This is a genomic window from Actinopolyspora sp. BKK2, assembly GCF_011291845.1.
Lineage (GTDB): Bacteria > Actinomycetota > Actinomycetes > Mycobacteriales > Pseudonocardiaceae > Actinopolyspora > Actinopolyspora saharensis.
The window spans coordinates 462,780-474,542 of the sequence record NZ_JAANTE010000004.1; the positions used below are offsets into that span (position 1 = coordinate 462,780).

Genomic DNA, 11,763 nt, shown 5'->3' on the forward strand with positions numbered 1-11,763 from the left:
CGATCACACTTGGGGCGATGTTGCCGGAAACGGCACGGCGCCACGGGGGAGCGGCGCCGTGCCGCCGGTCGGTATCGCAGGTTCAGGCCGTGCGGAGGAAGTGGTCCAGCACCCTGGTGCCGAAGCGCAGACCGTCCAACGGCACCCGCTCGTCCACGCCGTGGAACAGCGCGGAGAAGTCCAGTTCGGGGGGAAGGCGCAGCGGGGCGAACCCGAAGCAGTTCATTCCCAGCCTGCTGAACGACTTGGCGTCGGTGCCGCCGGACATCATGTACGGCAGGGTGTGGGCAGCCGGATCCTGGGTGAGCAGCGAGTTGCTCATCGATTCGACCAGTTGTCCCTCGAAACGGGTTTCCACCGGGGGCAGGCCGACCCACTCGCGTTCCACGTCCGGGCCGAGGACCTCGGCGAGCTCCCGGTCGAAGGCCTCCTCGCGGCCGGGCAGGACGCGGCAGTCCACCGAGGCCTCGGCGACCGAGGGGATGACGTTGGCCTTGTACCCCGCGTTGAACATCGTGGGGTTGGCGATGTCGCGCACGGTGGCGCCGATGATGCGGGAGAGGTTGCCGAGTTTGGCGATCGACCCGTCGAGATCGTCGACGGGAAACTCCCAGCCGGTCAGTTCGGTCACTCCGTCGAGGAACTCCCGCACGCTGTCGTTGATCACGATGGGGAAGCGGTGCTTGCCGAGCCGGGCCACGGCCTCGGCGAGCTGGGTGACCGCGTTGTCCTCGTGCACCATCGAACCGTGCCCGGCGCGGGAGCGGACCCGCAGCTTGAGCCAGCGGATCCCCTTCTCGGCGGTCTGGATCAGGTAGGCACGCACGTCGTCGCCGAGGGTGACCGAGTAGCCGCCGACCTCGCTGATGGCCTCGGTGCACCCCTCGAACAGCTCGGGGCGGTGGTCGACCAGCCACTGGGCTCCCTGCAGGCCTCCGGCCTCCTCGTCGGCGAGGAAGGCGAACACTAGGTCGCGCTGCGGGGTGATGCCGTCGCGCTTGAGCCGGCGGGCGGTGGCCAGGCTCATGGCGACCATGTCCTTCATGTCCACCGCGCCGCGGCCCCAGAGGTAGTCGTCCTGGACCGCCCCGGAGAAGGGGTGCACGGACCACTCGGCGGGGTCGGCCGGGACCACGTCGAGGTGGCCGTGCACCAGCAGCCCGCCGCGTTGCTGGTCGGCTCCGGGGAGCCGGGCGACCACGTTCCCGCGTCCGGGGGTGTCGCCGGACTCCACGTAGGTGGTCTCGAAGCCCGCCTCGCCCAGTTTCTCGGCCACGTACTCGGCAGCGGGACGTTCCGGACGCAGCGTGGCCGGGTCGCCGGTGTTGGTCGTGTCGAAGCGGATCAGTTCGCCGGCGAGATCGACGACCTCGTCCTCGGCGCGCCGCAGGCCCGGGTCGGTGTTTCCCGAGCCGTCTTTTTCGGGATCAACATGTGCGCTCACCTGGTCTTTCTACCATCTTTACGGTCAAGCAGGGGGGGTGTTCAAGGGGGCTCGGACCGATCAGTTATTGTGGTGTCACAACGCAATGAGGGGCGGCAACGAGCAGCCCCGGGTTGCACGTCGGAGTGGCGGAAACGGTAGACGCGCTAGCTTGAGGTGCTAGTGACCTATTAGTGGTCGTGGGGGTTCAAGTCCCCCCTCCGACACCCTTACTATTCACCCGGCCCACGGGCTCGATGGTGACGTCGGCCGCGTGGTCATCGGGTTGGTAGCGAATCTGCAGGGAAACAGCTGTGTACAGGTTCGCGAGTTTCTCCGGGCTGGTGTTGGCCAGTGCTGGGCCGATTTCTCCGAGTGAGTCGATCCGTGCGTGAATCTCGGCCTCGCTCAGGGCGCTGCTCGTGGGGGTGGCGTCGAGTTCGGCCTTGGCCGCCGCTCGTTCGGCTTGGGCTTCGTTGATCGTCTCGGCCAATGCCGCGGGGTCCACGCCCGCTTCGATGGCCTCCTGGAACCGGCGGATCCGCGTCTCGGCGTCGGTGACGCGTTTCTGCGCGGCCTCGCGGCTGCTGGACGCGCCGGACTGGTCCTGAGAGGCTGCCAGCGCTTTCACGGTTCGGGTGACGTTGTCGCGGTGGAACAGGTCGGCGAGCCATCCGTTGATCTCGTCGCGGATCATGTCCTCGCGGAGATAGACCGCCGGGGGATGGGACTCCAGAGCGGGTGAGCTCGGGGCGAGCGTGCGGGCCGGGCACCGGTAGTACATCGCGTGCTTGCGGGGACTGGCCTCCATCTTGCGGCCGCACAGCGCGCACCGGACCCGACCGCGGAACAGATAGGTCCGCTTCGTGGGCCGCCCGCCGCGCTCGGCTTTCCGCGCCGTCCGCAGTCCGCCGGTCGACTTCGACCGGCGGAGCAGCTGTGCTTGGGTGAAGTCCTGCACGGTGATCAGGGCCGGATGGGCCGGTTGTCGGGAGCGGACCACCCGGTCCGGTTGGGAGCGGCGGAAGCGGGTCACGTGCCCGGCGGCGACGTCGTCGGGGTCGAGCAGGGTTTCGTGCCTGGTCCAGCGTCCGAAGAAGGCGTAGCCGGTGTAGCGCGGGTTGTCCAGGATGGCGCGAACGGTGCTGGCCTGCCAGCCGTCGGCGAGCCGGTGCCGGTTCTGCCTCGGCCGCTGTGCCGAGGGACAGGGGAGGCCCTCGCGGTTGAGGCCGTTGGCGATGGCCCGATCACCCTGACCGGCCAGGTACTCGGCGAAGATCCGGCGCACCACCTCGGCCGCGGACTCGTCGACGGCCAGCACGCGCAGCCGGTAGCCCTCGGACTCCTTGCGCGGGTTGGGGTGGGATCCACCGTCGACGACGACGTACCCGTAGGGAGCCCGGCCTCCCTGGTGGCGCCCCTCGTTGAGCACCTGGGCATCCATCGCGGCCCGGACCCGGGTCTGGATGTGCTGGCGTTCCGACTCGCTCATCCCGCCCAGCACGCTCATCAGCATCTTGTGCGAGGGGTTGTGGGAGTCGAACTTGCCGCCCAGCTCCGGGACCCACAGGTCCACCCCGTGCGCGGCGAACTTGGGGGCGATCAGCGAGAACTGATTGCCGAACCAGCACCGTGTCCCTTCCCCGACGACCACCGCGTCCCATCCTCGGTCCGGGTCCTTCAGAGCACTCAGCAGTCGTCCGGCCTCTTCGCGTCGCTCCCACGGAACGGAACGGGACTGTCCTATGTCGAAGAACTCGGCGACCACGCTTCCGCCGAGCGGCTCGACGAACTTGCGGGCGTTGCTCAGCTGCCAGTTGTACGAGGTTTCCGGGTCCTGGTTGTCCTCAGTGGAACAACGGCCGTAGAAGGCCACCGCTCCGAGACCGGTGTCCGCGGCTTCGGCGACCTCGACGCCGAGCAGGCCATCGAGCGTCGCCCACGGGTCTTGGCTGATATCAGCGGTCATGTGATCCCTCCTCCGTGTTTTCGTGCGGTAGCTGCGTCTCGGTCAGCTCGATCAGCACGGCAAGCAGTATGCGGCTTCTCGCCGGGGTGAGTACAGGAAGTTCCTCCGGTAAGTGAACAGTTGGGGCTTGCTCCTTTCGATCAGCGCTGTTCATGACGGATCGCTGTCCCCGTCGTCAGGAGAGCTGATTTCATCGTTCGCCGCACGTTCGACGGCCGCGCGGATCTCGGCCGTGAGATAACCACGCACCCGGCGTGTGTCGCCGTCCTCGTTCTGGACGCGATGCCGGACGGGTCGACAGCCGAGCTCACCCATCCGCTGGGCGAACGTGCTCGATTCCGCGTCGAGCGCCTCGGTCAGCTCGGCGGTGGGGACGAACTCACGTACTCCGGGATCGAGATCACCACCGAGGTAGTTCACGACGGAGGCCAGTGGTTCCGTCAGTTCCAGGGACTCGCGTCCGCTCCAGCCGCCGGTTGCGCCGGTGTCGCTGCCGAGAGCTTGGACGACGCTGCTCTGGTCGACGGTTTGGAGGCTGTCGTCCCCGGCTGCGTGACCGCTCAGGGTTCCGGCGGTTTCGCGGAGCGCTCGGCCGCGGGTGCAGATGTTCCGCCACTCGGCGTTGTCCATGTAGTAGGTCTGCACGGTCACGGCGAGAACCTCGGAGCCGGTGTCGGACTCGGAGTCCGGGCGGAGGATGCCGACTCCCTTGTGTTTGGGAAGCAGCCCAGAGGCGTCGTAGCCGCGGGTGTTCATCTGTTCCCCGAGCACGATGTTGGAGTCCCGCCAGTCCATGACGCGCAGCGCGAACCGGGAACCGAGCACGGCGCGCAGTCGCGGAGGGATCGTGTTCGAATCCGGCCGCTGGGTGGCGAGGACGACCACGATCCCGACCGCCGGTCCCTTCCGGGCGAGGTAGGCGAGAAGGTCGGTGATGTAGGCGCCGAGCGTGGTCTTCTTTCCGCCCACGTCCTGCCGCGTCGTGTTCTCCAAGTAGACCTGAACCTCGTCGATGATCACGGCGGTGATCGGCATTCCGAGCTCGGGATCTCGGGAGATGCCCGGTGTGATCTTCGATTCGGGGCAGACATCGTCGTCCAACGCGGACATCTTGGTGAACCTGGACTGCACCTCGGCGACCAGTTCGACGAGACGGTCACGGACGGTTTCGACGTGTTCGAGTTCGTCACCGCAGACGAAGCGGTGCGCGACGGCCCCGGCCGCCTCCCAGTCCTTGCCGCCCTTGCCGTCGAAGACGTAGAGCCGTGTGTACGGATCCAGGATCAGTCCTGCGGCTGGAAGCCGTGCGGCGAAGGTCTTCCCCTGTCGTGGGATCGCGCCCACCACCAAAGACGTCCACACCAGCTGCAGGTCGATTCGCCGGTTCCGCGCGTCCTGCCCGAACGGGATCGGGCGCCACGCGTCCCACCGTTTCGCGTCGAGCAGCGGGAAGCGGACAGGCGGTCCCGAGTACGGGTCCTCGTCGGCGATCCAGAGAAAGACCCGCCCCGCGTGCCCGCCGCGGCCGCGTACCCGCTCAACGATGAGCTGCATCTCGTCCACGGCCAGCGCCGATGCCAGCGCCTCCCGGTTCTTGATCGCATCGGCGGCTTTGCGGGTAGCCGGGAGGTCGACGGTGACCGCCCACCCCGCTCCGTCGTGCGCGGCTCGCTCGACCAGCCGCAACGATTCGTCCTTGCCGATCAACTTCGCGTCGCGGAAGGCATCGACGAGGAGTTGCGGATCCATCGTCCAAGCCAGGGTCCTCGGTCCGGACAGGGACGGTTTCCGCCCCGGTGATCCGTCCTTGCGACGACCGAGGAACGCCAGTGCGACCGCGCAACAGCTCCCCGTGATCCACAGCGCTGCAGAGCCGTAGACGAGATCGGCCACGGCGACCAGCACGGCGGCCGTGATCGTCACGGCCACAGTGACCTTCCAGCGGAACAGCGTCAGGGCGCGGATCTCGGTGAACTTGTCGGCGAGCTTTTCCGAGTGCTCGGCGGCCTCCCGGTAGTCGTGCACCCGAACCCACCGACGCCAACCGCGTACGGCCGCCAACAGTCCCCGACCTGCCGTGGTGGTGAACCGCCACGGCGCTCGCAGCGCGAACGCCGTGGCGTCCTGAACCGCTTGTTTCACGGCCTGTCGTGACTTCAGAGCTGCCGGTACGCGTGATGAACGCTGCCACCGGTTCACGAACCGCCGCCACAGCCTCGACGCCGAAACCCCCGAAGCGTCCTCGACCAGCTCGCCTTCGAACACGTGCGGCTCGATCTCCGCGGAGGTGGTCGTGGTGCGAAGGCTCCTGTCTTGCTCGCTCATCGCCGATCACGCCTCGAACGAGGGGTCTCCTCCGTCAGCACCGTCAGAGCCCGGGTGAGCGTGTACGACGCGATCACCGCCGGTAGTCCCAGCACGATCAGCAACAACGTCGTGCTTCCGGGGTGAGTGATCACGATCCACTGCACGCCCACGATCCCCGCGGCGGTGAGTGCCGTTCGTCCGGTCAGCGACATGAGGCGCGTACCGGTCCGGGCGGTGTCCGCGGCTCGTCGGGCGGCCCGCACGCTGAAGCGCCAGGAGAGGACCAGCACCAACACCAGGGTCAGCAGGACACCGAGAGCGGCGAGTACCTGAGTGGGGGTCAGGTGCACGGTCACCACACATCACCTCCTTCGGTGTCCTCGGCGCGCTCTCCGCGGCGGAGCCAGTGCGGATGGAGTTCTCGGCGGTCGTCCTGGGACAGAGCTCCCCAAACCCCGAGCGTGCGTTCGCCCTCCGCGCGCAACTCCAGCTCCAGGCACTCGTCCTGCACCGGACAGCCCGCGCAGAGCAGTGCGGCGAGTTCCGCGTCCGTGAGGGGGTGCTCGTGGCCCGGTGGCCGCTCATCCGCGGGCGAGGGCCACATGCAGGAACCGTCGCGCTGGACGAGCTCGGTGAGTGCGGCACGTGGCACCCAGCGCAGCCGGTCCAACCGCCACGCGATGCCGATCAGTCGGAGGTCGTCGTACGAATTCGTCATCACAGACCACCTCCGGACCGTCGGTTGCTTCCGGTGCTGGTTTCCCCGCGGTCGGTCGGACCGTCGAGTGCCTGCATGAGCGCCTTGGCCGGGATCAGCAGCCGACCGCTCCGCAGCACGGCGCGGAGGCTCCCGGCTCGGATCGCGTGCGATACCCGTGAAGGATCGACATCGAGGATCAGGGCGACTTCTCGGATCGTGTAGCAGTCCGAACGCCTGACTTCGGACATGGCGAAACGCATGAGAATCCTTAGTTGGTTGATGATTTCATCGATTTTGCGCTGATTTCAGCGCGTTTGTGGAATGACGTGTGATCCACGGGGCGATGAATGAAATGTCGTTACGTGGAGCTGGAAGAGAACCGTTAGCCTCGGCGCTGAGGCGGAGCGCGGAGGAATAAGTGTCAGAAGACTGGGCGGCAGTCGCCGCGGCCATCGACGAGCGCGTAAAAGCGTTGGGGTGGCGTCAACGGGAACTCGCGGATCGCTCCCTGGTCTCGCAAGCGATAGTCCGGGAGATCCAGCACCACACGGTCGAACGGCGTCGGAGTCAGCGGACGTTGGAGTCGCTGTCCGTCACGCTTGGTTGGCATCCCAAGCACCTCGAAGCCGTGTTGCACGGACGCAGGCCACCCGAACCGGACAAAGCCGAGGGCGATGATGACGCCCTCCGGGCTCGTTTGGACGGGATCGAACAACGGCTGTCCGAGCTCACCGAGCGCGTGGACGGTCTGAGAGCCGACCTGAACACGGTGGTCGAGCATGTCCGAACGACTCGATAGCGCCGGTCTCGCTTCTGTGTCGGAATTGGCTTTTTCCATGCCATTGATTTCATCCGACATTCGCGTTGATCCCCATGAATCGACGACGCAATTCCGGTGTACGAGCGGTGCAGATTCGATGCACGACGCATTTGTGGAGGCGTGAGGCATGGAGCAGACGAGCGATTGGACAGGACGTAGTGCCTGCGCGTTACAGGCCGCTTCGCGGCTGAGTAACGAGTCGTTCGCGGAACGCCTGGGAATCGCCGTCAGGACGGTCGCCACGTGGCATCAGAAGCCGAACCTGCGACCGAAGTCCGAGATGCAACAACTTCTCGACACGGCGTTGGAACAAGCCTCCCCGTCGGTCAGGGAACGGTTCGCAGCCCTCACGTCCGGCTCATCGGACGACGAGCGCGCTCGAAGCGACGGGGAGCGCGACGAAGCGGTAACCGAGGCCGAGCAGCGACTCAGCTCTGATCAGAACATCGTCGCCGCACTGGACTGGCTCGACCGCCAGAGCGGTTGGCAACCGGGAACGGCTCGTCGGAAGACCGCCGCGAGGCTGGTTGGTCAGAACGCCCACTCGTTGCAGGATCGCGGAAAGCGACGCGGACGCGTGAACCAACGCGACATCGCGCGAGCCCTGAGCGAGTACTACGGCGACAGAACCGGAAGTTACGGCCTTTACGGCGCTACCTGCGGTCGCGATGCTGGGATCACCAGCAGTGTCCTCACCTGCCCCGAATGGTTGGATCTCGACGCTTCGCTGGTCGCGGCCAATGATCGGCTCACCGTCACCCGAGCCGCGATGGATTCCAGCAGATCGTTGGACGCGGAAGCCGCGGAACACGCCGTTGAACGATTGACCGAGACCCTGACGCTGGGAACCCGACTCGTCGACATGCCCCTGTACCGGCTCCTCGGAACGGAGATCAGCAAGGGATTGATTTCCGGTTCGGTCGGTATCGCCCACTTCGTCGAGTACGCGTTGACCGCGGATCTCCTCGAAGGGGAACTGGTCGACGCGCTCGCGTCCGGTAACGCGACCCAACCCGGCGCGCTGCCCCTCCGCGACAGGTACCTCCCGGATCTCGCTTCGGTTCTCGACCTGCCCGGACGGCTCTGCGCAGGTGGAACGCTCGCCCTGTGCGCCATCGCCCGCCCAGCCAGCCCCTACCGCGGCGAAGCCGACTACCTTCTCCTGGTGCAGGAGCGTTCAGGACACGTCGTCAACGCCGCGCGCAGCCTGGCGGTCACCCCCAAGGGCTTCCACCAGCCGTTGACCGATCCCCGGTCCGACGCGCAGGTCGGCGCCACGCTCCGCCGCGAGCTGGAAGAGGAGCTGTTTGGGCGAGAGGAGATCGACAACACGGTCGGCGATCAGCGCAAGGCCGATCCGATGCACCCGAGCAGGTTGTCCGGGCCGATGAGCTGGCTGCTGGACGAGGCCGCTCGGGTGCGAATGGAGTGCACGGGGTTCGGCTTCAACCTGGTCAGCGGGAACTTCGAGTTCCCCGCCCTGATCGTCGTCGAGGACGAGGAGTTCTGGGAGCGTTATGGCGGGCAGATCGAGGCCAACTGGGAGTCGTCGAACCTGCGCCAGTACTCCAGCCTGGACAGGGAGTTGCTGGCTGAACTGGTCCACGACGTGGCCTGGAGCAACGAAGGGCTGTTCGCGTTCCTGCAGGGGCTCCGGCGGTTGTCGGAACTCGGTGGTGAGAGAGTTGCGTTGCCGGACGTAGAATGGGAGATGCGGTAGTGGGCACCAACTGGCACAGCGGGAACGCTTCCGACGACGGGCAGGACACCAGGGGATGGTTGCTCGGACACTTCATCGACCCTCCCGAGGACGTGCGCGCCACGGAGGCTCTCGAAGTGAAATGGGGCCACCACGCCTCGGGGGAGAAGCGTTCCGGGTGGACGGCCGACGACCAGCGAACGACTCTGCTGCTGCTGGTTCAGGGGCGGTTCCGCCTGGAGCTCACCGAAGGCAGCTTCACACTGGAACGGCAAGGTGACTACGTCGTGTGGGGAGCGGGGATCGACCACTTCTGGGAAGCCCTCACCGATTCGGTCGTGATCACCGTCCGATGGCCCTCCTCGACCTGATCACGCCTGCATCGCCGGATCGACGGCAGGAAGATCGACCCGCTCGTCCCCGAGTGCACTGAGCCGACGGATTCCCTGGAGCATCGCGAACAACCCCTCGTTGCTCCAGGACTCGTCGGACAACAGCTCGTTCATCAAGTCCCGGTCCGCGCTGGAGTAGAGGCGCAGTCCGGCCGTCTCCCAGTTGGCTTCGAGCTGTCCACCGTACTGCTTCCAGAACTCCTCGTCCTCGACGACGATCAGGGCGGGGAACTCGAAGTTCCCGCTGACCAGGTTGAAGCCGAACCCCGTGCACTCCGTTCGTACGCACTCGGGGTGCTCGGTGATCCAGCGCATCGGTTCGGACAGCCGGCTCGGATGCATCGGGGCCGCGATGCGCTGCGGACCAGCGGTGCTGTCGACCTCGCTGCGACCGAACAGCTCCTCCTCCAACTCCCTCCGGAGGGTTACCCCGATCGAAGCGTCGGCGCGGAACTCCTTCAACGGTTGATGGAAACCCTTGGGGATCACGGCCAGACTCTCGGCAGCGTTGATCACCTGGTTGGAACGCTGTTGGACGAGCAAGGCGTAGTCGGCTTCGCCGCGGTAGGGGCTGGCTGGGCGGGCGATGGCGCACAGGGCGAGCGTTCCACCTGCGCAGAGCCGTCCGGGCAGGTCGAGAACCGAAGCGAGATCCGGGAGGTACCTGTCGCGCAGCGGCAAGTTGTGCCGTTGAGCGCCGCTGTCGGAACCGATCGTCTTGATCAGCTCGTTTTCGAGGAGATCCGCCGTCAGCGCGTACTCGACGAACGGGACCAGGGAAACCGTGCCGTCGATCGAGCCCGGCTTGATGTCGATGTCCAGCAACCGGTACAGCAGCTCGTTGGAGACCCGCACGTCCAGGGCGGCTGCTTCGGTGAGCCGGTCCACCGCGCGAGTCGCATCGAACTCGCCGGGAGCAGCGTGGTCGCTGGTGGTTGTGAACGTCAATCGGTCGTTGTCCGGAGTCAGTGGGCACGCCAGGTCGAGCCAGTCCGGGCGCGTGAGGATGCTGGTCGCGATCTCGCGATCGTCACATCGCACGTGGTACGTGTTCCGCCGTGTCTCCACGGGTCCGTAGTAGTCGGACAATGCGTCGACCAGTTGGCTACGGCCCACCTTGGCCCGCTGCGCGTGCCAATCGTGCAGGTCCGTCGGGGGAGACTGGGCGAGCTGTGACCGTACTTGTTGCTCTGCTGTCCGGGATGACCACTGCGCGCGCTGATCGAGCCAGTCGCAGGCCGTCTCCAGTCCGGCGTTCGTGGAGTGCTCCCGCAAGGCTGTCCCTGTGGTGCTGGGGAGTTGCCCTGCGTTGAGCTGAGAACGGCCGCTCGTGACCTCGCTGGAGGGCACGGGGTTCGATGGTTCGGCGAGAAGGTCGTCGATGCTCTCGTCGAAGATGCGTTCGAGCAGTCGAGCCGTGGCCGGGCGAACCGGGCCGAGTGGCTTTCCGCCGGTTCCGCGGCCGGATGCGAGACGTTGCAGATGACGTAGCCCAAGTGTTCCGGGCTCACCGTGCTCACGGGCGAACGTCTCGGCGTATTCGGCGAACTCTTCGAGGGTTTGTCGGCGCTCCCGGATTCTTTGTTCGAGCACGGTCCGAAAAGTCCGCACTGTCGTTCTCCTTCGTGCTGTCCGGTCGGTCTCGTGTCGTCGCGATGTCGTGCGCGAGTCGTTCTGGTGCTCCGTCGCCGCTGACAGGCTGTCGTCAGTCTGCCACGGACCGCGCCAGGAGCGGTCCGCATGAATCGTCCGGCAGCGACGCTCTCCGCCTCTGTCGCGTCGCTGCCGGACATCCGGTCGCGGGCGGAGCCGGTGAACACCCTTCGTTTCTCGGCTCCGCCCGCGCTCCGTTGCGAGTGGAGGTCAATTGTGGACGCGAAGATGCGGTGGTTCCAGTACCGGAACGGCGTAGCGGGGCAGCGGCATCGTGTCGCGCACTGTGAGGATCAGTCCGCTGGGGGAGGGACGTGGTCGTGGTGTCGCCATGAGTTCAGCCCCACGGAGGTGGAAGAAGTCGCCGAGCCCGGTGCCGCACCGGAGGCGGAACAAGCAATTCCGGGCGCGCCGTGTGTTCCGTGCCTAATGTTGGTCATGGGCGCCACTGCCGATGGAGCTGCCAGCGGAACAGAACTCGGCGAAGCACATAATGCGCCTGCATCCTCGTGGGGTGATGTGCTCGATGGTTCTGCTGTGGAACCTGCCGGAGCGGTGGAAACGACAACCGTCACCGGGGAGGCAGCGGAGGAATGTCCGCCGAAAACCGTGCTCGCCATATCGATGCTCAAGGCACAATGGTTGCTCGACGACGCTGCGCACGATATCAGCGGTGGCCGCTACAGCACCGCGCAGGCGAGCGAGCTGGTGGAAATCCTCGAAGAGCTGTCTCGACTCATGCGCGAAACCATCGGAGACGAGCACCGTTGATCCCGCAAACGAGGAGAAACACGAGCGGC

The 11,763-nt window shown here is 66.4% G+C and carries 11 protein-coding genes and 1 tRNA gene; 4 read left to right on the forward strand and 8 right to left on the reverse strand.

The window, feature by feature from the left end; all coding sequences use genetic code 11:
- Window positions 1-82 precede the first annotated feature (82 nt).
- Window positions 83-1,444, reverse strand: a complete 1,362-nt coding sequence (locus G9Q41_RS11735) for a M20/M25/M40 family metallo-hydrolase (RefSeq protein ID WP_165632512.1) — start codon at window positions 1,442-1,444, stop codon at window positions 83-85.
- 119 nt (window positions 1,445-1,563) lie between these two features.
- Here G9Q41_RS11735 and G9Q41_RS11740 point away from each other — a divergent pair.
- Window positions 1,564-1,650: transfer RNA gene (locus tag G9Q41_RS11740), tRNA-Leu, on the forward strand.
- Here G9Q41_RS11740 and G9Q41_RS11745 read toward each other — a convergent pair.
- From G9Q41_RS11745 to G9Q41_RS11770, 6 genes are all read right to left on the reverse strand, one after another.
- On the reverse strand, window positions 1,632-3,392 hold the full coding sequence (locus tag G9Q41_RS11745; RefSeq protein ID WP_165632511.1) for a recombinase family protein: 1,761 nt from the start codon (window positions 3,390-3,392) through the stop codon (window positions 1,632-1,634). The two genes, G9Q41_RS11740 and G9Q41_RS11745, sit on opposite strands and share 19 nt — an antisense overlap.
- A 150-nt stretch (window positions 3,393-3,542) precedes the next feature.
- Window positions 3,543-5,717 carry an FtsK/SpoIIIE domain-containing protein gene (locus G9Q41_RS11750; RefSeq protein WP_165632510.1) on the reverse strand — a complete coding sequence of 725 codons (2,175 nt, stop codon included), beginning with the start codon at window positions 5,715-5,717 and terminating at the stop codon, window positions 3,543-3,545.
- Window positions 5,714-6,055, reverse strand: coding sequence for a hypothetical protein (locus G9Q41_RS11755; protein WP_347567532.1), 342 nt, complete (start codon window positions 6,053-6,055; stop codon window positions 5,714-5,716). The genes G9Q41_RS11750 and G9Q41_RS11755 overlap by 4 nt, the downstream gene beginning before the upstream one ends.
- A complete protein-coding gene (locus G9Q41_RS11760) occupies window positions 6,052-6,417 on the reverse strand; it encodes a WhiB family transcriptional regulator (protein ID WP_165632508.1) in 366 nt (121 codons plus the stop codon). The genes G9Q41_RS11755 and G9Q41_RS11760 overlap by 4 nt, the downstream gene beginning before the upstream one ends.
- Window positions 6,417-6,659 (reverse strand): helix-turn-helix domain-containing protein, encoded by a 243-nt coding sequence (locus tag G9Q41_RS11765; protein WP_043575053.1) that lies wholly within the window; start codon window positions 6,657-6,659, stop codon window positions 6,417-6,419. Before G9Q41_RS11765 ends, G9Q41_RS11760 begins: the two co-directional genes overlap by 1 nt.
- A gap of 161 nt (window positions 6,660-6,820) precedes the next feature.
- Complete coding sequence (locus G9Q41_RS11770; RefSeq protein ID WP_165632507.1) at window positions 6,821-7,258, reverse strand: hypothetical protein; 438 nt, start codon at window positions 7,256-7,258, stop codon at window positions 6,821-6,823.
- 88 nt (window positions 7,259-7,346) lie between these two features.
- Between G9Q41_RS11770 and G9Q41_RS11775 the strand changes: the two genes are divergently transcribed.
- Window positions 7,347-8,939 (forward strand): transcriptional regulator, encoded by a 1,593-nt coding sequence (locus tag G9Q41_RS11775; RefSeq protein WP_165632506.1) that lies wholly within the window; start codon window positions 7,347-7,349, stop codon window positions 8,937-8,939.
- A complete protein-coding gene (locus G9Q41_RS11780; RefSeq protein WP_043575059.1) occupies window positions 8,939-9,289 on the forward strand; it encodes a hypothetical protein in 351 nt (116 codons plus the stop codon). The genes G9Q41_RS11775 and G9Q41_RS11780 overlap by 1 nt, the downstream gene beginning before the upstream one ends.
- On the opposite strand, the gene G9Q41_RS21520 is transcribed toward G9Q41_RS11780, so the two are convergent.
- The gene (locus tag G9Q41_RS21520) at window positions 9,290-10,903 is read right to left on the reverse strand and encodes a hypothetical protein (protein ID WP_207630919.1); all 1,614 of its coding nucleotides are present in this window, start codon (window positions 10,901-10,903) and stop codon (window positions 9,290-9,292) included.
- A gap of 411 nt (window positions 10,904-11,314) precedes the next feature.
- Here G9Q41_RS21520 and G9Q41_RS11790 point away from each other — a divergent pair, with 411 nt between their 5' ends.
- On the forward strand, window positions 11,315-11,734 hold the full coding sequence (locus tag G9Q41_RS11790; RefSeq protein WP_165632505.1) for a hypothetical protein: 420 nt from the start codon (window positions 11,315-11,317) through the stop codon (window positions 11,732-11,734).
- Window positions 11,735-11,763 lie beyond the last annotated feature (29 nt).